Source organism: Romboutsia sp. BSD2780061687b_171204_C1 (assembly GCF_015560225.1).
GTDB classification, from domain to species: domain Bacteria; phylum Bacillota; class Clostridia; order Peptostreptococcales; family Peptostreptococcaceae; genus Romboutsia_C; species Romboutsia_C hominis.
This window is the reverse complement of record NZ_JADMRK010000001.1, coordinates 682,040-705,981: the sequence shown is the minus strand read 5'-3', so window position 1 is coordinate 705,981 and position 23,942 is coordinate 682,040. Positions and strand designations below refer to the sequence as shown.

At 25.5% G+C, this 23,942-nt stretch carries 25 protein-coding genes and 1 riboswitch; of the genes, 8 read left to right on the top strand and 17 right to left on the bottom strand.

Annotation, left to right across the window (positions count from 1 at the left end; all coding sequences use genetic code 11):
- Positions 1-355 precede the first annotated feature (355 nt).
- Positions 356-1,774, bottom strand: coding sequence for a hypothetical protein (locus I2H23_RS03580; RefSeq protein WP_195581095.1), 1,419 nt, complete (start codon positions 1,772-1,774; stop codon positions 356-358).
- Position 1,775: 1 nt separating this feature from the next.
- Complete coding sequence (locus I2H23_RS03575) at positions 1,776-2,312, bottom strand: sigma-70 family RNA polymerase sigma factor (protein WP_195581094.1); 537 nt, start codon at positions 2,310-2,312, stop codon at positions 1,776-1,778.
- 162 nt (positions 2,313-2,474) lie between these two features.
- Here I2H23_RS03575 and I2H23_RS03570 point away from each other — a divergent pair, with 162 nt between their 5' ends.
- The 3 genes from I2H23_RS03570 (at position 2,475) to I2H23_RS03560 (ending at position 5,040) form a co-directional block, all read left to right on the top strand.
- Positions 2,475-2,864, top strand: a complete 390-nt coding sequence (locus I2H23_RS03570; protein WP_195581093.1) for a GntR family transcriptional regulator — start codon at positions 2,475-2,477, stop codon at positions 2,862-2,864.
- Positions 2,857-3,951: a DUF5808 domain-containing protein gene (locus tag I2H23_RS03565; protein WP_195581092.1), complete on the top strand. Its 1,095-nt coding sequence runs from the start codon at positions 2,857-2,859 to the stop codon at positions 3,949-3,951. Before I2H23_RS03570 ends, I2H23_RS03565 begins: the two co-directional genes overlap by 8 nt.
- A 180-nt stretch (positions 3,952-4,131) precedes the next feature.
- Positions 4,132-5,040, top strand: coding sequence for a CPBP family intramembrane glutamic endopeptidase (locus I2H23_RS03560; RefSeq protein WP_166505331.1), 909 nt, complete (start codon positions 4,132-4,134; stop codon positions 5,038-5,040).
- A 152-nt stretch (positions 5,041-5,192) separates the two neighbouring features.
- On the opposite strand, the gene I2H23_RS03555 is transcribed toward I2H23_RS03560, so the two are convergent.
- The 6 genes from I2H23_RS03555 to I2H23_RS03535 all read right to left on the bottom strand — a co-directional run bounded on the left by I2H23_RS03555 (position 5,193) and on the right by I2H23_RS03535 (position 8,909).
- Positions 5,193-6,104 carry a YARHG domain-containing protein gene (locus I2H23_RS03555; protein WP_195581091.1) on the bottom strand — a complete coding sequence of 304 codons (912 nt, stop codon included), beginning with the start codon at positions 6,102-6,104 and terminating at the stop codon, positions 5,193-5,195.
- A 226-nt stretch (positions 6,105-6,330) separates the two neighbouring features.
- Positions 6,331-6,462, bottom strand: coding sequence for a hypothetical protein (locus I2H23_RS15435; protein WP_271932849.1), 132 nt, complete (start codon positions 6,460-6,462; stop codon positions 6,331-6,333).
- Between the two features lie 50 nt (positions 6,463-6,512).
- A complete protein-coding gene (locus I2H23_RS03550; RefSeq protein WP_195581090.1) occupies positions 6,513-7,052 on the bottom strand; it encodes a hypothetical protein in 540 nt (179 codons plus the stop codon).
- A gap of 10 nt (positions 7,053-7,062) precedes the next feature.
- Positions 7,063-7,704: an ABC-2 transporter permease gene (locus I2H23_RS03545; RefSeq protein WP_195581089.1), complete on the bottom strand. Its 642-nt coding sequence runs from the start codon at positions 7,702-7,704 to the stop codon at positions 7,063-7,065.
- Between the two features lies 1 nt (position 7,705).
- Complete coding sequence (locus I2H23_RS03540; protein ID WP_166505327.1) at positions 7,706-8,533, bottom strand: ABC transporter ATP-binding protein; 828 nt, start codon at positions 8,531-8,533, stop codon at positions 7,706-7,708.
- Position 8,534: 1 nt separating this feature from the next.
- Positions 8,535-8,909 (bottom strand): GntR family transcriptional regulator, encoded by a 375-nt coding sequence (locus I2H23_RS03535; protein ID WP_166505326.1) that lies wholly within the window; start codon positions 8,907-8,909, stop codon positions 8,535-8,537.
- A gap of 198 nt (positions 8,910-9,107) precedes the next feature.
- Positions 9,108-9,287: riboswitch (cobalamin riboswitch) on the top strand.
- A 322-nt stretch (positions 9,288-9,609) separates the two neighbouring features.
- On the opposite strand from I2H23_RS03535, the gene I2H23_RS03530 reads away from it, so the two are divergent.
- Genes I2H23_RS03530 through I2H23_RS03515 form a run of 4 tightly spaced genes read left to right on the top strand, consistent with a single transcriptional unit; the run spans position 9,610 to position 12,142 of the window.
- Positions 9,610-10,338: an energy-coupling factor ABC transporter permease gene (locus I2H23_RS03530; RefSeq protein ID WP_141664387.1), complete on the top strand. Its 729-nt coding sequence runs from the start codon at positions 9,610-9,612 to the stop codon at positions 10,336-10,338.
- Complete coding sequence (locus I2H23_RS03525; protein WP_092926066.1) at positions 10,322-10,621, top strand: energy-coupling factor ABC transporter substrate-binding protein; 300 nt, start codon at positions 10,322-10,324, stop codon at positions 10,619-10,621. Before I2H23_RS03530 ends, I2H23_RS03525 begins: the two co-directional genes overlap by 17 nt.
- Complete coding sequence (gene cbiQ / locus I2H23_RS03520; RefSeq protein WP_195581088.1) at positions 10,622-11,302, top strand: cobalt ECF transporter T component CbiQ; 681 nt, start codon at positions 10,622-10,624, stop codon at positions 11,300-11,302. It abuts the gene before it with no gap.
- 9 nt (positions 11,303-11,311) lie between these two features.
- Positions 11,312-12,142 carry an energy-coupling factor ABC transporter ATP-binding protein gene (locus I2H23_RS03515; RefSeq protein WP_195581087.1) on the top strand — a complete coding sequence of 277 codons (831 nt, stop codon included), beginning with the start codon at positions 11,312-11,314 and terminating at the stop codon, positions 12,140-12,142.
- A gap of 70 nt (positions 12,143-12,212) precedes the next feature.
- Here the strand turns inward: I2H23_RS03515 and I2H23_RS03510 are convergent, their stop codons facing one another.
- Positions 12,213-12,680, bottom strand: a complete 468-nt coding sequence (locus tag I2H23_RS03510; protein WP_195581086.1) for a hypothetical protein — start codon at positions 12,678-12,680, stop codon at positions 12,213-12,215.
- A 230-nt stretch (positions 12,681-12,910) separates the two neighbouring features.
- On the opposite strand from I2H23_RS03510, the gene I2H23_RS03505 reads away from it, so the two are divergent.
- The gene (locus I2H23_RS03505) at positions 12,911-13,189 is read left to right on the top strand and encodes a hypothetical protein (protein ID WP_092926074.1); all 279 of its coding nucleotides are present in this window, start codon (positions 12,911-12,913) and stop codon (positions 13,187-13,189) included.
- 67 nt (positions 13,190-13,256) lie between these two features.
- Here the strand turns inward: I2H23_RS03505 and yjeM are convergent, their stop codons facing one another.
- The 8 genes from yjeM to bioF form a co-directional block, all read right to left on the bottom strand.
- Positions 13,257-14,789, bottom strand: a complete 1,533-nt coding sequence (gene yjeM, locus I2H23_RS03500) for a glutamate/gamma-aminobutyrate family transporter YjeM (RefSeq protein ID WP_092926076.1) — start codon at positions 14,787-14,789, stop codon at positions 13,257-13,259.
- Positions 14,790-15,430: 641 nt separating this feature from the next.
- Complete coding sequence (locus tag I2H23_RS03495; protein WP_092926078.1) at positions 15,431-16,198, bottom strand: EFR1 family ferrodoxin; 768 nt, start codon at positions 16,196-16,198, stop codon at positions 15,431-15,433.
- Between the two features lie 45 nt (positions 16,199-16,243).
- On the bottom strand, positions 16,244-16,927 hold the full coding sequence (locus I2H23_RS03490; protein WP_195581085.1) for a hypothetical protein: 684 nt from the start codon (positions 16,925-16,927) through the stop codon (positions 16,244-16,246).
- A 147-nt stretch (positions 16,928-17,074) separates the two neighbouring features.
- A complete protein-coding gene (locus I2H23_RS03485; RefSeq protein ID WP_092926082.1) occupies positions 17,075-18,727 on the bottom strand; it encodes a M20/M25/M40 family metallo-hydrolase in 1,653 nt (550 codons plus the stop codon).
- A 93-nt stretch (positions 18,728-18,820) separates the two neighbouring features.
- Positions 18,821-20,167: an alanine/glycine:cation symporter family protein gene (locus I2H23_RS03480; protein ID WP_195581084.1), complete on the bottom strand. Its 1,347-nt coding sequence runs from the start codon at positions 20,165-20,167 to the stop codon at positions 18,821-18,823.
- A gap of 166 nt (positions 20,168-20,333) precedes the next feature.
- Positions 20,334-21,593 carry an MFS transporter gene (locus tag I2H23_RS03475; protein WP_092926086.1) on the bottom strand — a complete coding sequence of 420 codons (1,260 nt, stop codon included), beginning with the start codon at positions 21,591-21,593 and terminating at the stop codon, positions 20,334-20,336.
- A gap of 205 nt (positions 21,594-21,798) precedes the next feature.
- Positions 21,799-22,737 carry a hypothetical protein gene (locus tag I2H23_RS03470; protein WP_092926088.1) on the bottom strand — a complete coding sequence of 313 codons (939 nt, stop codon included), beginning with the start codon at positions 22,735-22,737 and terminating at the stop codon, positions 21,799-21,801.
- A 55-nt stretch (positions 22,738-22,792) separates the two neighbouring features.
- On the bottom strand, positions 22,793-23,929 hold the full coding sequence (bioF, locus tag I2H23_RS03465; RefSeq protein ID WP_195581083.1) for an 8-amino-7-oxononanoate synthase: 1,137 nt from the start codon (positions 23,927-23,929) through the stop codon (positions 22,793-22,795).
- Positions 23,930-23,942: the final 13 nt, after the last annotated feature.

Below are 23,942 nucleotides of genomic sequence, written 5' to 3'. Positions count from 1 at the left end.
GAAAGCAAGTGTTGAATATATAAAAAGTTCACTTGAAGTATATACTTATAATTGTAAATAAACTTATAGTAATACTGTCTCTTTATTATACTGAGTCTAATAAATCCATAGATACAATTTACCAAATATATAATGGAGTTGATAAAATAATTCTATCATGTTATCCTCATAAATACAGTAAATACTATAAAAATTTGCGCATTTAAAAACAAGTGCAAGTGATATTGATTTATGTTTAAATAATTAATATAAATTTCCCAAGAAATATTTTCTGAATATTTTTGTAATTATACTTATTTAATCTAAAAAGACAGGGTATATACCCCATCTTATTATAATTCATAGAGTTATTTTTCTAATCACTTAAATTTATTACCCAAGGTCCATTTACTGTATAATCAGATGGTGACATATTAAATTCCGTACCTCTAGGTTTATTTATATCTTTATTACTCATATATATATCAATATTTCCATACATCCCATCTTTTATGGCATCTTGTGATGAACTAACAAAATTAGATTTAAATCCACCCAATATACTCGGTATAGGATCTATACTTATATAATTTAGCTTCACATTATTATCTTTGTTATCTGGATAAGCAATCTTTATATTATAAACATCTTCTTTGTTTAGTATTTTCCTTTCTACACTTTCGATTATTACTTTGCTGTTTTTAAATGTTAACTCATTATTTTTATCTTTGATATCTATAGTTTTATAAATTTCTAACTTCTCATTAACTTTTAGCTTCGGTAATTTTACCTTTGTACTTTTAAGCTTTTGTCCCTCTCTATTAATACCTATATCAATACTACTTACTTCTATCTTATAAGGCTTTTCTAATTCTTTAGTATTAAATTTAAATCTATTGTTACTAATACCTTCTAGAACATATTCTCCTTCTATCTTTTTCCCATTAGAATCTATTAAATATATGCCACTACCTATATTTTTATTTATATCATTCCCATAGTTATCTACTTCAAAATTCATGTTTTCATTTTTAGGTATCGCCATAAAATCTACATATAAATTATTATTTTCCTGAGTAGTTAAGGCACTTAGTGTTATATCATTTTTAGTATCTTTCGGGACATTTTTATTGTATTCTTCAACTGATTTTTCTTCTATTAAGTCTATATCAAATTCAACTTTAGTTATATTATCATTTTTATCTCTTAATTTTATAATGTATTTAACCTTATCATTTTTATTGTACTTATTATTAAGATATGTTCCTGTATGCTTTGTCCAAGTATTTTCATCTAACTTTGTATAAGTATCTTTCATTATATCTTTGTTATTTACCATTAACCCACTTTTAATATATTCAAATCCCCTTATATTTTTTGCAGTTTCATTTATTATTATCTTTTTTTCTTTTGTATCTATATAAAAGCTATCTATTGTTATATTTCCATCACCTACTTTTTTAGTTATAGGTTCTTTTAGGATATATACAGCTTCTTCACTTTTTATTATTTTTCCACTAGAAATATCATACTTATATAGATGGTCCACTAATGCTCTTATTGTAGGAGTTCCTATTATTAATATTAATGATATAGATGCTACTAAAGTTCTTATTTTTTTATTTTTGTATTTTTTTAAATTAGATTTTCCTATTTTATCATAGGTTTTTTTCTTTATATTTTCTATATCTTTTTCATCTAATTTTATATCTTCATTGAAGTCATCAAATTTAAAATCTAATTTATCTATATTATCAATACCTTCAATTAATTTTTGTGTATACTTATCTTTCATATTAATACCTCCTCTCTAACATTTCTTTTATTTTTAACCTACATCTATATAGTCTATTTTCTACTGATGCCCTCGTGGTTTTGTATTTATTAGCTATGTCATCAATCTTATAATACATAAAATATTTAAGATAAAAGTAAGTTTTATCAGGTTCTTTAAAACTATTTATAACTTTTACTATTTCCTCACTACTTTCTCTATCAAGAACTATATGTTCTATACTTATACCATTTGATATATCTTTTTCTAAATTATTATGTAACTTGCTTTTTTCCAATCTTCTTTTATAGTCTAGTGCTAAGTATTTAGTTTTCATATATATAAATTTGCTAAAATCTCCTCTCTCTTCATCAAATTCATTTATGCTTTCCCACACCTTATAAAATACATCACTTACACACTCTTCCACTTCTTCTTTACCATAAAAGCCTATTATTTTATTTACTAAAAAATAAACCCTACTACTATAAGTATCAATTATATAATCTAAACCTTTTGGGTCTTTTCTTTTTATTTTCTTAATCATTCTTTTTTCCATATATATCCTCCCCTATATACTATATACTACGTCTAATTTTTTTAAAATCTCTTAAACTTTTTTAATAAATTGTATTAAATAAGTTTATTTTAGTTGTAACATTCTACCTATCTGTTATATAATATATATAACAGATAGAATTTATAGATTAGGAGGTGCAATATGCTTTTAGATTTAGATTTTAATAGCGAGGTTCCTATATATACCCAAATAAGGGAACAAATAATAAAATCAATTGCTAGTGGTGATTTAAAAATAAATGAATCACTTCCATCTGTCAGAAATATGGCTAGTGAAATTGGAGTTAATCTACACACAGCAAATAAGGCATATAATTTACTAAAAGATGAGGGTTACATAAATATAGATAGAAGAAAAGGAGCTGTTGTAAATTCCCTTCCTCTACTGAAAAATGATGCTAATGACAAGAATATAAAATCAAATTTAGATTTATTAGTGGCACAGAGTTATCTTTTGGGTATTTCTCGTGAGGAGTTTTTAGAATATAGTAATAAATTATTTGATAAATATGAGGTGAAAGACTATGAATGATACTTTGGCTTTAATTATTAATTTACCTATTTTAGCATTAGTATATGTACTTACTTATTTTACACAAGCTTTAAGTGGTAAAAGACAATTTTATGGAGTTAGCTTAAATAGTTATTATTTTACTAAAGATGAATTTAAGAGATTAGATAAGAGATTTAAAGGTTTATTGACTCTGGGATTTATAGCATCCGTTTTACTTTGCTTATTTATGATATATGTTCTTAAAAACTATGTAGGATCTTCTATAATTCCTATTCTAGGATTTGCTATATATGAATTTGTAATATATATAGATGTTTATAATAAAGTAAAGGCCTTAAAAGGAAGGTTAATGTCAACGGTTGATGATATAGAATTAGAAAAAACTAATATTATATTAGATACTGACTTTTTAAATGAAAAAAATAGAATCATAAAAAAATACTCTATATTATATACTATACCTATGATTATAGTTTTCATTGTTGGTATTTATGCTTTAACTAAATACAACTCTATGGCTGATATAATTCCTATCCACTGGGGATTTAATGGAAAGGCTGATGGTTTTACTGAAAAATCATTTATGAGTGTATTTGGAATGATAAGTATGCAAGTTGGTATATCAATTATAATATATATCTCAGCTGTCTATTCTTTAAAATCTCGTATAAAGCTATCTAGCAAAGATTTTGAAAATAGTAAAAAAGCAAACCTTAGATTTTTAAATCAAAGTGGTTTAGCATTTTTTATACTAAATGCTCTTACTCAAATTTTATTTATAAATATAATAATAGCTATAGCTCACTCTGGTGATATAAATCAAGCTATAATGATAGTTTGTACTATATTAATTATACTATCATCTATATACTTAACTTATATATACTATAAATCACCAGTTAAATCTAAGGACGCCGTATATTCTATTGACGATGAAGATGATTTATGGATATGGGGGACTTTTTACAATAATCCTAATGACCCATCATTATTTGTGAACAAAAGATTTGGTGTTGGATGGACTATAAATATCGGTCATTTAAAAGGTAAAATATTTTTTATACTTCCATTTATACTGATATTAATTGCATTACTTGCAGTATAACTAATAGCTTTAAGGATATATTATATCCTTAAAGCTTAAACTCTAATGCTCTTCATAATTAACAATTCACTAAAATAATTTATAAAATTAGCATAATTTAATATAACTATATAATAAAACTTATAAGCTATCATCACTTAATAAAATTTACAAAACAATAATTATAAAGGGGTTTTTAAAATGAAAAAGGTAAACATATTTTTATTAATAACTTTTTTTCTAACTTGGTCAATAACATTTATAATATTTAAAAGTGGGGGGCTAACTGGACCTTTTGCATCTATCGGTCTGATACTTTGCATGATGATGCCTGCCTTATCTGTATTGATTACAACTTTAATTACAAAATCTAGTTTTAAAGAAATTTGGATAAAGCCAAACTTCAAAAAAAATATAAAGTACTACTTTATAGGATATTTTTCACCTGTAATTTTAATTATACTAGGTTCAGCTTTATACTTTATAATCTTTCCATCTCATCTTGATTTAAGCATGAATAATGGAGTGGAAAATCTTAAGCTTCAGTTACAATCACTAGGTCAAGCACTTCCAAGTGATTTAGAGCTTAAATCTGCTATGATTATCCAATTATTTGTTGGTATTTTTTTATCACCTATATTAAACTTTATCCCTTGTCTTGGAGAAGAGTTAGGTTGGAGAGGATATTTGTTACCTAAATTAATAGAAAATAATAGTTACTTTAAATCTAGTTTAATAGCTGGTGTTATTTGGGGTATATGGCACGCGCCTATGATAGCTATGGGACATAACTATGGTGTAGGATATATTGGTGCTCCATTTATAGGAATATTTGCTATGGTTGTATTTTGCATAATGACTGGTGCTATATTTAATTATATAACTATAAAAACTAAAAGCTGTATTCCAGCTACTTTTGCTCATGGTAGTTTAAATGGTTTTGCATCAGCGGGCGTTATATTCTTATCTATACCTAATCCTAATATGTTTATAGGTCCCGCTCCTGTTGGCATTATTGGAGGGTTCTTCTTTATAGTAGTTGGTGCTATATGTTTATTAAAAACTAAGAAATTAGATGAAGAAAATATAGAAACTAAAACAAAAGCTTAGTTTATAAGTTTATAATAAAAGAGTAAGTTAAGTTATATAATAAATAACCTAGCTTACTCTTTATATTTATATTAAATATTTTATTTCTTATATGAAAATATAAATATTTGTAATAAATAGTTCTACTATTAAGTAATAATTAACTATATTTTTTATTCTAAACTTTTTATAAGTTCTATATTATACCTTTCTATATCATTTAAATCTTCTATATTTCCAGAAAAAGTACTATCTGGGTAATACCAAGGCATAGAGTTAAAATAGTTATTGTATACATCATTTTTAAATATATATCCATACCTTGCAAATATCTCATTCCTTATATATCCAAGCTGACTTTTATTATAATTTAATAATTCTTCCTTACTTAAGTATCTTATATGACTATCAGGTATTATAAAATAACTCTCATCATTTCCATAAGTGCTATCATAATTATAGGCAAAATGATTATTTTCTACTATATATACAGTTTCTTTTTCTTTAGTTTCTTCTTTAGCCTTAGCCAGCTTTTCTTCTTTTTCTCTTTCACTCGCTTCATTTTCTATAGCTACTAAGTCTTCATAGTACTCAAAAGTTTCTATATCATAATTATAATCTTTAGCTAGATCTAAATACTTTCTTGTAGTTTTGTAATTTTCTTTATTAAAATTTTCCTTAGCTTTTTGAATGTATAAATTGAGATACATGTTATTTAAGTCATCTTTTTTAACTATACCTTTTAACTTACTAAGTTCCATTTCTGAATTTTCACTTTCCTCTATTTTACTTTTTAGCTTTTGTACTACTTCATCAGAATATTTTGCATCTAGGGCTTTTATGTAGTAGTTTATAGCTTTACTTTGATTTTCACTATCACCCTTTTTTATATAATAACTTTGTACTATATTATCTTTTAGTGAAAATACTACTAAAGCTATTACTACTAGTATAAATACTACTATCATTATTATGTTTTTTAGATTGTTTTTCTTAAGATCATCTTTTAAAGTGTCATATCCATATTTATTGCAAAATCTTTGGTCTTTATCTAAATGATTATTACAATTTTTACAAGTTTTCATATTCCCTCCTATATGATTTACTTTTTAAGTACACTATATCCCTTTATATTTATATGATGTTTATTATACATTATTGCTTGTCAGCACTATCTTTGATTTTTCTATTGATTTATTAATAGTTGAAGTTATATATATTTTTTCCTAGAGAATAAAAAATAGCTATCTATACAGATAGCTATTTTAAGCAATATAATAAGTCATTATGAAACAACTAAAGCAAATTTTATTAAATATTTTTATTTATATATATTTTCAAAGCTTTTATTCCTAAAAATAATGCATATATAAGCATTATCCATAACACCAAACATATAATCATAGGTATAATACCAATAAGCATCATAGAAAAGTTATTCATAAAACACCATCCTTTTAAATACTTTTTATTAGTATAACCTACTCTTTTTTTTAATACTCCTCTAAGAATAAAGTTTTACTTCCACCTTCACTTCCACTTCCTATCATAAGTGAGTTTGATGAAGTTCTAAACTTATAAAAACTTACATTGTAGTTTATTATAGGGTGCTTTATATCAAATATCTTTTCATCTAAACTAAGTCCCTTTGGTATTTTAAATACTATATCTTTACTTTTTCCTGGGTCTATCCCCATCTTATGATTTTCTTCAAACCTATCTTCTTCACGACCTACAATTCTTACATCACTTGGACTTATTCCTCCGAATTCTTCCATAAATTTTTCTGTATGGTCAAATGAAAGCTCTGTATCATATAAACTAGCTATATCTTTTGAATTATTAGTTATCTTTATAGTTAATATATAGCTATATTTATCTTCTTTATAATTTTTAAATTCTATTTTTATTCTTTCTTCAAAATCATCATAAGAGTAATCATTTATATCCTTAACATAAAATACACTAAATACTATTAAAACTATTATAGGTATTAATACTATAGTACTTGCTTTTATAAACTTTTTATTCATATTGTCCCCCTTAAAGTGCTACTTCTTTTTTATTGTATATTTTAGTAGATATATACATAGATATTATGTAAATAACTACACAAACACCACTTATAATAAGTAGCTTAGGATCACTTATAATTAAATTTTCTTGTCTCTCTATATGTATATCAGCTCTTGGCTTTAGTGTTATATATAAACTAAATACAAGTATAATACCCATTACTAAATTTATAGGTATATAAGATTTTTTGTATCCATATTTAAACATTATAGGAAATGATACAGATACTAGTATAAGTAATATATTTAAAGTACTTAACATTGTTTGAGTATTCATTAAGTCTGCATAAAATATATGCTTTAATATTTTTGAATAAAAATAAGTAAATAATATAGATAATACTATAATTAATGTAGATACTATATATTTACTATACACTATATCTTCTTTATCTATTGGCATACTATTAAAAAAATAATCACATTTATTAGCTTCATCTAAATAAAAGCTTCTAAATATAAACATATAACTTAAAAATAATGGAATTGCTACACTAGATAATCCCATTAATATAGATGAAAATATAAAAAGCCCTACTACTAACTTTATAATAGTTTTAAAATCTGTCATAAAACATGCCCTTAAATCTTTTTTTATAATATTAATCATTTTAATCTCTCCCCATAAAATATATAATATCTTCTATAGTTGCTATACTTATATTATTAGTAGTTTCGTATCCACTTTCTATAAATAGCCCCTGACTATAGTAATTTTTGTCTTCTCTTTTTATAAAATTTATATTACTATCATCTAATTCTTTTTTACTTCCTTTTATTACCTTGTAGTTTTCTTTTATATATTCACTACTTTCACTTAATACTAATTTACCATTTTTTATAAGTGTTATATAATCTGCACATTGTTCTAAATCAGTTAATATATGTGTCGAAAATATAGCACATTTATCTCCGCTTTCCAATTCCTCTTGAATTATACTTATCATTTCTTTTCTAAATATAGGGTCAAGTCCACTACTTGGCTCGTCAAGTACTAGTAACTTAGCATTATGACTTAGTGCATTTGCTAGCATTAATTTTATACTTTGCCCTTTTGATAAGTTTTTTATTTTAGTGTCTTTATCTATTTTAAATTTTTCTAAATAATTATCAAATTTGTTATTTTCAAAGTTTTTGTAAAAACTTTTAACTATATTTTTAAATTCTTTAACCTTAAGATGTTCGTAAAAATATAATTCATCATATACAAATCCTACTTCTTCTTTAAATTTTTTAGAAATTTTATTTATATCTTCTCCCATATAATATATATTTCCACTATCCACATTAAGTAAATTCATTATTAATTTTATAATAGTAGTTTTTCCACTACCATTATGACCAATAAGTCCCATAATATATCCCTCTTTTAATTCAAAAGATATATCTTCCAACTTAAATTTATCAAAGTCTTTACTTACCTTTTCTAGTCTTAACATATTACTCCCCCTCGTATAGACTCTCTAATATTTCTATTAATTCACTTTTTGATAAACCCATCATTTTAGATAGATTTATAGATTCTTCTAACTTTTCTTCTATCTCTCTCATTTTAGCTTCATATACTAGTTCTTTATTAAAAGAAGATACGTAACAACCTTTTCCCGGTACGGTGTTTATAAGTCCTAGTTTTTCTAATTCTTCATAAGCTCTTTTAGTAGTTATAAAACTTATACCTAAATCTTTAGCTAATGCTCTTATAGATGGTAGAGCTTTTCCTTCTTCTAAAGTACCACTTAATATGTTCTTCTTTATATGATTTACTATTTGCATATATATGGGTAAATCAGAAGCATTTGAAATTATTATGTTCATTTTATCTCCTTTCTGTATAATATGTATATACTGTATATATACATATTATACAGTTAGTTTGTACTTAGTCAATAAATTTTAAATAAATATTATTTATAAATCTATATATTTTAAGATTTAATTAAATTTTTTAATATTTTTTTATAAAAAATAGAGGAATATAATAAAAGTTGTAGTATTATATAAATATGTGATAAATTAAAAATTTGTATTTTAGGTTTTTTTAATTAAAATTAATAGGGAAAGAGGTTAGATTCCTCTGCAGCCCCCGCTACTGTAAAGCTGATGAAACTTTCAAAACCACTGTAATTTATTATGGGAAGGGAAAGTAGTAAAATGAAGCTAAGCCAGGAGACCTGCCTACAATACTTAAATTATATTCTTCGGGGTGAAGGAAAATAATAAAGAATAATACCTTATTTTTAATAAATAGGTATTAATTAGAAAGTTATTTAAATCCTAATCCAATGATTAGGATTTTTTAGTTCGTGACAAAATCTATTTAATTTTGAATGTATATAGTTTTGATAACTTAATTTAAAATTAACTATATCTAATCAAACTAATCTAATTTTTGATTATGAATAATATAAATTTTAGACATCTAGTTAAAGCAAACCAAATTTCGTCTTTACCCATTATATACTTACATTAATTTATCACATAAAAATTTAATAAACTTTGAAAGTGAGGTATAAAGATGAATTTTTTACCACTATCATTAGTAGCAGGTGTGCTACTTATCATTTTAAATCCATTAAATGCTAATGCTATGCATATTATGGAAGGATATTTACCCGCAAAATGGTCTATACTTTGGACAATAGTATTTATTCCATTTTTCATATATGGGTTAAAATCTATTAATACCATAGTAAAGCAAGATCCTAAAAAGAAGGTTTTATTAGCCTTAGCAGGAGCTTTTGTATTTGTGTTATCAGCACTAAAAATACCGTCTTTAACAGGTAGTTGTTCACATCCTACAGGAGTAGGTCTTGGTGCAATATTATTTGGACCAGCTGTTATGGCAGTAATAGGAACAATAGCTTTATTATTTCAAGCATTATTACTTGCACATGGAGGATTAACTACTTTAGGCGCTAATGCATTTTCAATGGCAATAGTTGGACCAATAGTATCATATTTTATATTTAAACTTTGTAGAAAAAGAAATGTAAACGTTGGAATGAGTGTATTTTTAGCAGCAGCCTTAGGTGATTTAGCTACATATACAGTAACAGCAACTCAATTAGCACTAGCCTTCCCTGATCCTAGTGGAGGAGTTATGATGTCTTTAGTTAAATTTTTAGGAGTATTTTTCACGACTCAAATACCAATAGCTATAGCAGAAGGATTATTAACTACTTTAGTATATAACTTAATAACACAAAATGAAGAAGGAGTTGAAATTAATGAGTACAAATTCTAAAACTAAAAACAAACTTAGAAATAAAAATTTAATATTATTAGCTTTAACCATAATACTTATAATAACTCCTTTATTATTAAATTCATCAGCTGAATATGGTGGTGCTGATGGAGAGGCAGAAGGTCTAATAACAGAGATAAACCCTGACTACAAACCTTGGTTTAGTAGCTTATACGAGCCACCTAGTGGAGAAATAGAAAGCTTACTATTCTCTACACAAGCAGCTATAGGAGCTGGATTTATAGGTTATTATCTAGGAAGAAAAAAAGGTGAAAAAAAATAAATGCTTGAAATTGACAAGTGTGCATATACAAATGCTTTAAGAAATACTAATCCTATGGTTAAATTAATTATTAGCTTTATAGCTTTAACTCTTTCTGTAATTACAAATAATATAATGCTTCATTTTTTGGTAATGTTGATAGTAAGTATTTTAATCATTTTTATAGCAAAAGTTAATATTAAACTATATATAAAATGTTTAAAGATACCTATATATTTTTTAATTATAGGAACTATACTTAATATGATTAATATATCATTAGAAAATCAAAGCTTTATATTTAACATCAAAGTTTTTAACTTATATATAGGAACAACTTTATTTTCAGTTAAAAACTCAATTTATATATTACTAAGAGCTATAAGTTCAGTTATATCTATTTATTTTTTAATACTTACTACACCATTTAACCAATTAATAATTATATTAAAAAAATTACATATCCCAGATACATTAGTAGAACTTATGGTTTTGACATATAGATTCATATTCATATTTTTAGAAGAAATAAAAGATATTTATAAATCTCAAGAATTAAGATTTGGTTATATAAATCTAAAAAATTCTTATAACTCAACAGCACTACTTATAAAAATCTTATTCTTTAGAATGATGAGAAAATATGAAGATATGAGTATAACCTTAGATATGAAGTTGTATGATGGGAAATTTCATATATAGGAGATTATCATGTTTAAGGTAAATAATTTAACATACAAATATGAAAAAGAAAATAAAGCAATAAACAATATAAATTTAGATTTTTCAAAAGGAAATATGATTGGGATAATTGGAGCTAATGGTTCTGGTAAGTCTACTTTATTTATGAATCTAGTAGGTATATTAAAGCCCTCTGAAGGAAGTATATTTTATAACAATAAAGAACTTTCATATAAAAAGAAAGATTTGTACAATTTAAGAAAAGAAGTAGGTATAGTATTTCAAGATCCAGATAAGCAAATATTTTATTCAAGAGTATATGATGATGTTGCTTTTTCACTAAGAAATATAGGTGTACCCGAAGATAAAATAAAAGAAAAAGTACATAATGCATTAAAATTAGTCAATGCTTTAGATTTAATAGATAAACCAGTCCACTTTTTAAGTTATGGTCAGAAAAAAAGAGTAGCTATAGCTTCTGTTATAGCTATGGAAAATAAAGTGGTTCTTTTAGATGAACCTACAGCAGGACTTGACCCTAAAAGCACAAAAGCTATAGTAAATATTTTAAAAAATTTATGCGATAATGGAATTAAAGTAGTTATTTCAAGTCATGATATGGATTTAATATATGAGATTTGTGATTATATATATGTTTTAAATAAAGGTAGTATTGTTATTGAAGGTAATTGTATGGAAGTTTTTAAAGAAGCTAAGATTATTGAGGAAGTAGGATTAAATATCCCTTGGCTTGTAAAAGTTCATAAAAATATGAATCTGCCTTTATTCAAGAAAGAAGAAGATTTGTATAATTATTTTAATCAATGTGTAAATACTAATCAACTTAGATCTCTTGTATAACATGTTTTATTTTAAACTTAATAAATAATTAAATGCTGGATAAGGCCCATTACCTTATCCAGCATTTTTATTATTTAATATTTTTATCTATTGTACTTACTATATAATCCCTATTAAAAGTAAAATATTTAACTAAACCATCATAAAACATATAAGAAATATTTAACATACCTTGAATATTTTCTAAGTTTTTATCAAACTCTTCTTTGCTTAAGTATCCAACTATATAACTTATAAGCTTTTCAACTAAGCTATTAGCAATTATAGCCACATCTTTATTATCTTTAAGTTCTAATTGAACATAAGGTATTAAACTTGTGTAAGTTGCTATTTCACCTAATTCTATTTCATCACAATTTTTTATATTTTCTTTTGTTTCTTTTTTTAATTCTTCCCCCATAGGTATAAAGTTTACTAAATCACATATAACGCTACAAACATAATTATTTAAATTTACTTCACTATCTTTAGTCATTCTTTTGAAGATATTCTTATCAAAATCATTTAATATGTAATTGTTTAAATCTACTAATTTCATATTTGCCCTCCATGAATTTCATATTAATAATTTTATCATACACAATTGTTATTTATTTTACAAGTTTTGTAAAACCATTGGCAAAATGGACAAATCAACCTTTTTGTTATTGAAACATAAATTAATAATAGCTATTTTAATCTATTTAAGTATATAATTTAATGTTTTATAGATTATTTTTTTATCTTTTGTCAATAATCTAATTATAATATATTCTAAGGAGGAATTATATGGATGACTATATAAATTATCTAGAAAAAAACTTAAATCTATATGACTATACCTTAATAAAAACTACTAGTACTAAAGCAGTAATTATTAAAACCTACTTTAAATATACTAAATGTATATATATAAGTTATATTGATGATTTTATAGAAATAAGAATAGATAAAATATTTGATTTTTATACTGTTGGCAATAATATAGAAAGACTTATAATACCTAGAAAAACATTTAATAATTTAGATGATTCTTTAAATTATATACAAAAAAATATAGCTACTTAAGTTAAACTTAAATAGCTATATTTTAAAAGTTTCAAACATGAAATTTATTTTACTAATCAGTTATATTCTAGCTTGCTTTTTTTGTACTATTTTTGCTTAAATGATTCTTTTCATATCTACTATATAATAAGAACGCTATTAAACCAAATAATGTTGGTCCTAATATCATCATTATTGTATCAAAGAACTTTCCATCTATTGCAGGTTGTACTATTGAGAATAAGTTAGCAAATCCAACCATTATTCCTATTATCCAAGCAGCAAGTGTTGCAGCACCTTGTTTCTTGTAAGCTACGAATGCTTTATCAACTTCACCATTTAATTGCTTTTTCTTGAAAGCTGGGAATGCTGATGATAAGAATAAGTATGGTATAGTCATAGCTACGTTAGTCATAAGAACTAATATATTAAAGAAGTCAGCTGCTCCTTTACCACCAAATGCTACTACTAATATTATAACTATAACTATTATAGCTTGAACTTTCATAGCGTTTACTGGCATACCATTTTTCATCTCAGCAAACTTACCTGGCCATATTTCTTTAGGTGAACCAGATATTAAAGTTTTAAGTGGTGAATATGTTAATGTGAAGAATGCTCCCATGAATGCTAAGAACATTGATAAACCAACGAATCTAGCTGTCCAAGCACCCATTTGCATAGCTACAGCATCAGTAGTTCCCATAGCATGTCCTAATTGGTATCCTAAGTTTTGCATTAAAACATATGCAACGTTACCCATGTGAACGCTCTTGTCTGATAGTATATCAGCCCAGTTAGTGAACATACCACATGCAAATATACCAATAGCATATCCTATAGATATAACTATAGCAGATATAGCAAGACCTTTAGGGAATGTTTTCTCAGCATTTTCAGTTTGGTCAACTAATCCTCCTAAAACTTCAAGTCCTCCAAATGCAAATATTGCAAATGTAACAAATGATAATACCATTAATGGACTTTGGTAAGCAGGGTTTGGAGAAGTTAAAAATGCATCTGCAAAATTGTTTACTGGTTGAGCTAATTCTCCACCGTTAAATATAACTACAGCTAATGCTCCAACTAATAATACTATGTTTAATAAGGCAACAAATGTACCACCTATAGAAGTAACCTTTGTTATCTTTTCAACACCTTTACTTGCTACTACTGTAACAAATACTATCCATAAAGCACCAAGTATTCCTATAGTTTGAGTTGAACTTAATCCAAATAAACTCCAACTTTGAGTTATATCTGCTCCAAATATGGCATTCGAAAACGGTATCCATATACCTGAAGATACGTTAACCATCCATATTATATAAGAAGCATACCACATGAATGTTCCTATGAATGCATACTTAGGTCCTACAGATTTTTCCATCCATGAATACATACCACCACTTTCATTTTTGAAAGATGATCCGTATTCTGCCATCATGAATGCATAAGGTATGAAGAATACTAATGCACTTAGTATATACCAAGGTATAGCTCCATATCCCATTAAGTAGTATGATCTTGGCATGTTAGCAAAACCAAACACTGATGTAAATATCATTAATATTAATGACATTAAAGTAAGTTTCTTTGCACTACTTGTGTTGTTTCCCATTTTTGCACCTCATAATATTTATTTTTGATTATTCCTTTTGTAATTTCATCTGTATTACTTAAGGGATGATAAAATTATAACATTCGACAAGCTATTTCGACAATACTCTGCAGTGTTTTCACAATATTTTCTATTTTGTAACTTATTTTATTTTTCTAAAAATTAATTTTTTATTAATTTTAATTTTCATTTTTATATATTTTTTTCTTTGCATAAGTATTTGCCTTTTCAAAATTAACATATACTAATACTACATTTTTCAATGTGTTTACTTTATTTTGATACTAGTATTTTTAAATCTTTTAATCATTTAATTCATTAATTATTTTTAATAACTTTTCAATTTTTGACTTTTTTGAATAATTGATTAAATTTTATTCAAACGAAAGATTAATAAGAAGATTTTAAAAAAATAATTTTTCTTTTATTTTTATTATTGTGATTACTTCACTTCTAAATTGATAAACTTTTAACTATAAATTTGCAATTGTTTTCTTCTTTAAAAATATAAAGTTTAATTTAGAATTACTCAATATTTTTATTATATATTAAACCACTGAAAATAGTTAAAAGGTTAAAAATATAAGTGATATATAATAAAAAAGATATAGAGGCTTTTACTAGCTTCTATATCTTTTTTATTATATATATTTGTTTATATTGTATTGTTTAAAGTTTTGTTTTTTGTATAAAATAGCATTAGTAGGACATCTATGTATACACTTTAAACATCCTATGCACTGATTTTTAAATGTCAATTGCCTATTATTCATAGATATATTATTAGTAGGACAATTTTTTTCACATATACTACAGTCTATACACTTATCTTTATCCAATGAAAATTTCTTTTTAGGAAATTTTTTAGTATACAGTAAAAACATATCATAAACTATTTTACTGCTAAATACCTTTTTACTATAGTTTATAATTTTTAAATTTTCTTCTAAAAACTTATTTACTATAGCCTCTACCTTTGGTTTTGCATTTACTATGCTTTGTTTTATTTCTTCTTCACTATCTCTTTTAAAGAAAGCTACATAGTAATTATTTGGCATAGAAATAGCTTCATCCACTAACACTTCAAATCCTTTTTTACTAACTACTTTACCAAGATATTTTCTTCCTTGTTTGTCTTCTTTATCTGCAAGTGTTGAATATATTATACATTTTTTATTTGTATCTTTTATATTTTTTATCCAATCTATTAAAATCTCAGGTATCATATCAGCATGTATTGGCCCACCAAATATATAAAAATCATACTCTCTATCTAATTTATTCTGCTTTTGTATATCTATAAGATCTATACTTATATTTCTTAACTCAAAATTTTCCTTAAATAATTTTGCTACGTACTCTGTATTTCCTGTACCTGAAAAATAAATTACTGCCCCTTGTTTATACAAATAATCGCCTCCTTTTCATATTTCATATAATCTTAATACAAAACTTTATTTTGACTCTTTTAGCATTATATTTTCTAAGTTTATTATCATATCAATATTAAGTCCTTTAGAGTTTAATTTAATCTTTTCTAATTTTATATCTTTGAAGTTTTCTTTATGTACTATCACATTTCCTTCATTAAAATCTACTAATATACCTTTTTCCTTTGGGAACCAATCTTTTATAAAACTATTTAATCCCATATCTACTATAAAATTAGCTATCTTTAAATCAAGTAATTTTACTTCTTCTATATTTAATACTAAATCTTTATCCTTATTTAAAGATGGTATAACTTTAACTTCTATTGGAGTGGTTATATTTTTCATTATTTCATAATTTACTCTTGCTTTTATATATCCATCTTCTATATTTATGCTTAATTTATTTATTTTATTATTTTTAGTTTTTTCTAGAAAATAATTAACACCATTTAAAATAGCTTCTTTAGGTGCTATAAATTCGCCTTTTATACCTACTGGATTTTTTATTATCTCTACGTTATTTGCTTTAATTCCAGCCACTGCCTCTAAAAATTCTATGCTTTCTGTTTTATTTGATACATTTTCTTCTTTTTTAGTAGGGGTTATAGTAACTTCTTTTTCTTCTTTCTTATTAAATATAAAAAAGCCACTTATGATTAAAACTGCTACTATGATGCTTATTATAAATTTTTTTCTTTTGTCCATACCATGTGCTCCTCATTTTTTATTTGTCTATATTTAATATTCTACTACAATTTAAAATTATATAAACAAATTTATATTACATCTATATATAAATTTGCTTATATAAAAAGCTATCATTAATAGATAGCTTTTTATATTTCTATTGTTTTATTTTATATTAAATATCTCATAAACTAGATCTCTTATAAGTTTTGGAGCTACCTCATAAGAATAGTCTACTAATATTCTTTCAGTAAACTTATGAGGATCTCTTCCATGAGGTCCATAGTTTATAACAGGAAGATTTAATTTTTTAATATCTTCTAGTGGTAACTTATATTTATACCCAAGTGAAGGCATATTAGGTTTTAAAAAGTCTATAACATCATCTGCATCTTGTAGTGCAAAATAACTTAAATCAGATAATCCTTGGAAGTATTTTTGTTTTTTAATATCTACGTTATACTCTCTCTTGCCTTTTTCTATTATTTTATCAGCTACTTTGATAAGCTTTTTATCAAATTCTCTGCTCTCATCAAGTCCTACATGCGGATAATATGGTGGTGCAAAGAATATTATTATCATAGGATTTCTGTCTTTTGAAAACTTATGAACCTCTTTAACAATATTTGTACTAACATCTCTCTCATCTAAAGTTTCATCTTCTATCCATATATTTATCATTTCATCTAAGTGACTTTTAAAATCCTCACCATTATCTTTTAATACTTGACTATAAAATTCATCAAAAGTAAGAACTTTAACATCTAAATCCATGTCTTTTACTGGCAAATTACTTTTATTTTTGTATATTTCTTGATATTTCTTAACTTTATTATAAGCTTCATTTATAGATTCTTCACACACATCCCTAAATTTATCTATGGCTTCTTTAGGATTCATTTTGAATGTTTGTAAATTATAATATATTATAGAAGATATTGGAGTTTGAACATTATATAAATCCTTAGTGTCTTTATATTTTAGACAAGTTGGAGGCATAGTAACTTCACCGCTTACGTCTTCACAAAAATCTGTATTTACATCTAATCTACTTATAAGCTCACTAGCTATTAAGTTAGCATTTATTCCAGATAAACTTTCTCCAACGTGAGTTTCTTTTCCTACTACATAAAAACCTGGAAGTAGTTTACCGCAAGTCCCTAGATATATATATTTATTGTCATCACCTGGATAAGATGCAAAATCTGGTTCACAATTAAGTACTGTTATAGCTTCTAAATTTTCTTTTTCTAATAGTTTATTAGCAAAAGGAATGGCACTTATTGCACCTTCTGAATTTGTTTCTTCATCTGGTACAGCAAGCAACATTATATTTCCTTCAAAGTCCTCTAATTTGCTAAAATACTCTATTAAAGACATTTGTATAGAAAGACCTGTCTTCATGTCCATTATACCTCTACCAAATAACCATTCTCCAGATAATAAATCTTTTTTAGAATCTTCATCTAAATTGTCTATATTATCTCTTAATCTTTTAGTATACTCATATGGTTTTAGTATATATTCCTTTAAATTACCTGCATCTTCTATTCCTACTGTATCCATATGCGCTACTGTAAGTAATGTTTTTTTAGTCGGCTTTTTAGATTTCATAAGTGCACACACAAAATATCTATTTAAGCTATCATTTAAAGGAACTAAGTGTAGGTGATTTGGATTTTCTTTGTAATAGTCTAGTTCTGATAATTTTTTATACACTAACTTTGCCATATTTTCTTCGTTATTAGTTCCTGATACACTATTTTGACCTACTAACTCAATAGCCAAACTTTTAAGTTCTTCACTACTTAACCACATAAAAATTCCCCCTAATTTTATATATAAAAATTATAGTAATGCATTTAAAAATAAATCAGTTAATAACATTTAATCTAAACTTATTTATAATAACTATTTATTCATTAACTCTTTATTGTTAAAAAAGCTATCAGACTCTTTTTTAACTTCTTTTCTAAGTAGTAAAACTCCTATCATATTAGTAACTATTACTCCAGCTAAAGTAAAGTCTAATAATACAATTACACTTCTTAAATCTACTAAAGCACCTACCATTATAAATGCCAAGTAAACTATTCTCATAACCTTAGCAAACTTACTTCCAAATAAATATTCAGCTTGTTTTTCTCCGTAAAATATTATTACTATCATAGTTGAGAATACAAATAAAAGCATACAAATAGTTAACATTCCTCCACCAAAACTATTTCCAAATACAGTTTGCATTGCCATAGCTGGCATAGCTGCTGCCTTACTAGCACCAACTTTTGTCCATATATCTGTTGTTAATACTAAAAATCCTGACATAGTACATATTATTAATGTAGCTACTATTATTTCAAATACTCCCCATAAACCTTGTCTTGCAGGATGGTCAGTTATTGCTGCACTATGTGCTATAGTAGATGTACCCATACCAGCTTCATTTGAATAAGCTCCTCTTGCTGCTCCTGCTTTTATGGTAGATGCTACTGCTGAACCCGCGAATCCACCAAAGGCTGCTACAGGTGTAAAAGCACTCTCTATTATTAGCATAAATGCTCTAGGTATTTCAGTAAAATTAAGACCAATAACTATTAAAGCCATAACTATGTATAGACATGCCATTATAGGAACTAACTTTTCTGTTATCTTTCCTATTCTTTTTATACCACCATATACTACAAAACCTACAAATGCCACTAATAATATTCCAGATACAATAGGTGCTATATTTATAGTTTCTGCACTTTGAACAAAAGATGCTGATTGCGTTGCTATTGAAGGAGCTATTTCTATCATTAGGAAAAATGCAAATAAACTACCAAGCCAAGGCAATTTTAATCCATCTCTTATATAATACATTGGTCCACCTACATACTCTCCTTCTTCATTTTTCACCCTATACTTTATACCAAGTATTATTTCTGAGTACTTAAGGGCGCATCCAAATAATGCTATAAGCCACATCCAAAAAATAGCTCCAGGGCCTCCAGTAGCTACCGCAAGTGGAACTCCTATTATGTTTGATGCTCCTATAGTAGATGCAAGCGCTGAAGTCGCTGCTTGAAATGGACTTATAGTCCCATCACCATCAGTTTTAGCGAACATCTTCCCGAAAGTCTGTTTTAGTATAAATGGTAACTTAGTAAATTGAAAAAACTTAAGTGTGAAAGTCATTACTATACCACCACCTACTAATATAACTAAAACAGGATATGTCCATAGCCAATTAGTAAAACTTTCAAATAATTCAAACATTATACCAACTCCATAATTTTATTAAATAGAGAAGTTTCTATTTATTAAACAATATTCCTATACTGTCTAATAAATGTATAAAGTTATTATTTTTAATATAATAAAAAACACTAATGTATAAGAATTTATAATTACCTATACATTAGTGTTTTTGTTTGATTAAATATTAATTTACCTTTATAGCTAAATCCTTTTTGTCTTCTCTAATACCCATGTTAGCAGATATTAAAGCTATGATATTCATAGCTATAAATATCACAAATCCTATTTTATACCCAAGTACTACATTACTAGCATTCATATCTATAGTAAAAGCTATAAATAAATTTATTATACCGCTACCTATAAATTCACAAGTATTTACAACGCTAGTAGATAATCCTGAGTATTTTTCTTCATTTTTATATTGAACATCATTAAATGCTTGTATATGACTCATATTTATAGTTCCCACTATAAAAAATAATACTGGAAGAGTAAAAATAGGTGGCTTGACATTACTTATAAGTATTATATAAGACCATATGAATATATTTATTATGTTGCCAAATTTTATAACATTAAATTTATTAGTTTTTATTCTAGCAAATACATAATCCATAAATAAAGCACCAAATACAAGACCATAAGTCAAAAATGATGCAATAAAAGCTGCTACACTCTTTTTAACTTCATAAACATCTGTAATATACGATACTATCCACAAACTACTAAACGCGGTAGTTATACCAACCATAGAAAACATAATTAAAGAATTATACCAAGTTGCTTTATTTCTAAATACAGACTTTAATCCTTTAAGTAAATTTACTTTTTCTTCTTCTATAACTTCTATATCAACTTTAAATCCATATTCTTTTGGGGTATCTCTAACTACTAAATATATTACTACTCCACATAAAACTCCTATAATACCTATTAATATAAAAGAATTTCTCCAACCTATAATATCATTTAGAAATACTAATGGAAATGTTGCAAATACACCACCTAAGCACCCTATAAAAGAAAACTTAGCTGTAGCTGATGTAAACTCTTCTTTTTTAAACCAACTCCCTTGAAACTTTAACACAGAAAGTAAAGTTACAGATACTCCCGCACCTATCATTACTCTAGATAGATAGGCTACTTTTATCCCTTCTATAAATCCAAATAATATAGAACCAATTCCACCTATAAGCATACCTATACTACATACTTTTCTAGGTCCATATCTATCAAGAAGTATTCCCCCTGGTATTTGCATAAGTGCATATGCATATAAAGTAAATGATGCAATATTAGATATTTCTATATTGCTAAATCCTAATTCTAAGGATAAATTATCAGATATAACTGCCGTAGATAACCTTAGAAAATAAGCTATTACAAAAGAAAATGTAAGTACAGACCATATACCCCATTTAGTTTTATTATAGTTTTTCATCTTACTCCCCTATCCTTTTACTATTTTTAATTATTTTTACCTTACTATTTCAGTATACAAATATTTTACTTGTTAATAAACTATAATTTTTATAAAAGACTTTTTATTTTGCTAAAATGTAATTTAAATTATGCTTTTTATTAAAACTACCTTTATAATAAATGTACTCTAAATATTTATAAAAAAAATGCCATATAAATGGCATTTATCTTAAAGAATTTATTCTTATTTTATCAAGTTCATCTTCATTAAATATATGATTATTATAAAGCACTAAATACTCTTCACTTACAGTGGAATCAAATACTATTAAATCATCAGTGTTTATACTTATATTTATACCTTTATCATATATTTTTCTAACTGGATGATTTTTTATATCATCTACTGCCCCTAGATATATATTACTAGTAGGACATATGTTTAATCTTATATTTCTTTCTTTTATCATGTCCAATACATAATCACTTTCAACGGCTCTAAATCCATGTTGAAGTTCATCTATATTAAGAGTTTCTATAGCTTCTTTAACATTTTCTGCACCTAAAAACTCCCCTGCATGTACTTTTAATTTTAGTCCATTTTTTTTAGCATAATCATAGTATGTTTTATATCTATCAAATCCAACTATTTCTTCATCTCCATATAAATCTATAGACTTAAACACTTTACTATCTATAATTTTAGGTATTAGTTTTTCAAGATTTTCATCACTTATACTTTTAGCTATACCTATTTCTGGTCTAAAATCTATTTTATCTTTGTACTTATCAACTAAGCTTCCTATACAATCAAAAAAATCTTTATCATTTTCAAATCTTAATATATCATGACAGTCTACACTAGCTTCAAGTATTACTATATTATCATCTATAGCATCTTTAATAGTTGCTTCTATTGTCCATAGAAAATCTTCTTTAGTTTTTATATGATTCATATATTCATTAAATATAAAATCATCTAATCCTTTTATTCCCTTCATATCTTTAGAAGGTCTTTTTATTTTACCTTTTGTATAACTATGTATATTATCAAATTTCATACCTAAGCCACAATGATTGTGAAGTTCTGCTTTTTTTATAGTTTTTAATCCTTTTAAGTCATTTTCTTTTAGATATCTCTTAAAGTTTTGGCTATTTGTCATATTTTCCTCCTTAGGCGTTTTAATCCATTATAACATATCATAGTTATTTTTCTTACTATATTAATTTTTTAATAGAATTTATTACTAAATCTATATCACAAAAATCATGAGTTGCCATTAGTGTAACTCTAAGTATAGCTTCTCCTTTTTTTACTGTTGGATATCTTATTGCTGGTATATGTATACCTTCTTCTAGTAAACTTTCACTTATTTTTATTGCCTTTTTTTCATCTCCTATTAATATAGGTATAATTGGTGTTTCTCTATTAATATCAAATCCAATATTTTTAAGACCTTTACATAGATATTCTACATTTTCTTTTAGCTTTTTGACTAAGTATGGATTCTTTTCGATAATTTCAAAACTTTTAATTGATGCTCCTATAACTGCTGGAGAAAGTGCTGTTGAGAATATGAAGCTTCTTGATTTATTTCTTAAATAATTAATAATATCACTATTAGCACATACAAATCCTCCTTCACTTCCTATTGACTTAGAAAGTGTCCCTATTGTTATATCTGGTTTTATATTAAAATACTCACTACTTCCTCTTCTAGTTTTTCCTATTACTCCTGTAGCATGTGCATCATCTACTATAGATATAAGGTTATGTTTTTTAGCTATTTTAACTATTTCATCTAGTTTACATATATCTCCATCCATACTAAATATACTATCAGTAACTATTATTCCATGCTTTGGATTTATTTCATTTATCTTGTTAGTTAAATCTTTAATATCATTATGTTTATATACTATAGTTTTTCCTTTTGATAATCTACACCCATCTATTATAGATGCATGGTTTAATTCATCACTAAATATATAATAATCTTCATCACATATAGCTGAGATTACTCCTATATTTGCCATATACCCAGTATTAAATATTATTGCATCTTCATACCCTTTAAACTTTGCTATTTTTTCTTCTAATTTTTTGTGTAAATCATAGCTACCTGTAGTTAATCTTGAACCTCCAGAACCTAATCCATATTTGTTAATAGATTCTATTGCGCTTTTTTTAACCTCTTCATTATTACAAAGGCCAAGATAATTATTAGAAGACATTAAAAGTACTTTTTTGTTATTTATAGTTGTATATTTATCTTGTGGTTTATTTAAATATTTTATCTGTCTATAAAGATTATTCTCTTTTATTTGTTGTAGTTTTGCTTTTATTTTATCCATTATATCTCCTTAT

What these genes read in the sequence shown, in the direction of transcription:
- I2H23_RS03580 (WP_195581095.1), bottom strand. Translation starts at nt 1,774, where the DNA reads ATGAAAGATAAGTATACACAAAAATTAATTGAAGGTATTGATAATATA.
- I2H23_RS03575 (WP_195581094.1), bottom strand. Translation starts at nt 2,312, where the DNA reads ATGGAAAAAAGAATGATTAAGAAAATAAAAAGAAAAGACCCAAAAGGT.
- I2H23_RS03570 (WP_195581093.1), top strand. Translation starts at nt 2,475, where the DNA reads ATGCTTTTAGATTTAGATTTTAATAGCGAGGTTCCTATATATACCCAA.
- I2H23_RS03565 (WP_195581092.1), top strand. Translation starts at nt 2,857, where the DNA reads ATGAATGATACTTTGGCTTTAATTATTAATTTACCTATTTTAGCATTA.
- I2H23_RS03560 (WP_166505331.1), top strand. Translation starts at nt 4,132, where the DNA reads ATGAAAAAGGTAAACATATTTTTATTAATAACTTTTTTTCTAACTTGG.
- I2H23_RS03555 (WP_195581091.1), bottom strand. Translation starts at nt 6,104, where the DNA reads ATGAAAACTTGTAAAAATTGTAATAATCATTTAGATAAAGACCAAAGA.
- I2H23_RS15435 (WP_271932849.1), bottom strand. Translation starts at nt 6,462, where the DNA reads ATGAATAACTTTTCTATGATGCTTATTGGTATTATACCTATGATTATA.
- I2H23_RS03550 (WP_195581090.1), bottom strand. Translation starts at nt 7,052, where the DNA reads ATGAATAAAAAGTTTATAAAAGCAAGTACTATAGTATTAATACCTATA.
- I2H23_RS03545 (WP_195581089.1), bottom strand. Translation starts at nt 7,704, where the DNA reads ATGATTAATATTATAAAAAAAGATTTAAGGGCATGTTTTATGACAGAT.
- I2H23_RS03540 (WP_166505327.1), bottom strand. Translation starts at nt 8,533, where the DNA reads ATGTTAAGACTAGAAAAGGTAAGTAAAGACTTTGATAAATTTAAGTTG.
- I2H23_RS03535 (WP_166505326.1), bottom strand. Translation starts at nt 8,909, where the DNA reads ATGAACATAATAATTTCAAATGCTTCTGATTTACCCATATATATGCAA.
- I2H23_RS03530 (WP_141664387.1), top strand. Translation starts at nt 9,610, where the DNA reads ATGAATTTTTTACCACTATCATTAGTAGCAGGTGTGCTACTTATCATT.
- I2H23_RS03525 (WP_092926066.1), top strand. Translation starts at nt 10,322, where the DNA reads ATGAGTACAAATTCTAAAACTAAAAACAAACTTAGAAATAAAAATTTA.
- cbiQ (WP_195581088.1), top strand. Translation starts at nt 10,622, where the DNA reads ATGCTTGAAATTGACAAGTGTGCATATACAAATGCTTTAAGAAATACT.
- I2H23_RS03515 (WP_195581087.1), top strand. Translation starts at nt 11,312, where the DNA reads ATGTTTAAGGTAAATAATTTAACATACAAATATGAAAAAGAAAATAAA.
- I2H23_RS03510 (WP_195581086.1), bottom strand. Translation starts at nt 12,680, where the DNA reads ATGAAATTAGTAGATTTAAACAATTACATATTAAATGATTTTGATAAG.
- I2H23_RS03505 (WP_092926074.1), top strand. Translation starts at nt 12,911, where the DNA reads ATGGATGACTATATAAATTATCTAGAAAAAAACTTAAATCTATATGAC.
- yjeM (WP_092926076.1), bottom strand. Translation starts at nt 14,789, where the DNA reads ATGGGAAACAACACAAGTAGTGCAAAGAAACTTACTTTAATGTCATTA.
- I2H23_RS03490 (WP_195581085.1), bottom strand. Translation starts at nt 16,927, where the DNA reads ATGGACAAAAGAAAAAAATTTATAATAAGCATCATAGTAGCAGTTTTA.
- I2H23_RS03485 (WP_092926082.1), bottom strand. Translation starts at nt 18,727, where the DNA reads ATGTGGTTAAGTAGTGAAGAACTTAAAAGTTTGGCTATTGAGTTAGTA.
- I2H23_RS03480 (WP_195581084.1), bottom strand. Translation starts at nt 20,167, where the DNA reads ATGTTTGAATTATTTGAAAGTTTTACTAATTGGCTATGGACATATCCT.
- I2H23_RS03475 (WP_092926086.1), bottom strand. Translation starts at nt 21,593, where the DNA reads ATGAAAAACTATAATAAAACTAAATGGGGTATATGGTCTGTACTTACA.
- I2H23_RS03470 (WP_092926088.1), bottom strand. Translation starts at nt 22,737, where the DNA reads ATGACAAATAGCCAAAACTTTAAGAGATATCTAAAAGAAAATGACTTA.
- bioF (WP_195581083.1), bottom strand. Translation starts at nt 23,929, where the DNA reads ATGGATAAAATAAAAGCAAAACTACAACAAATAAAAGAGAATAATCTT.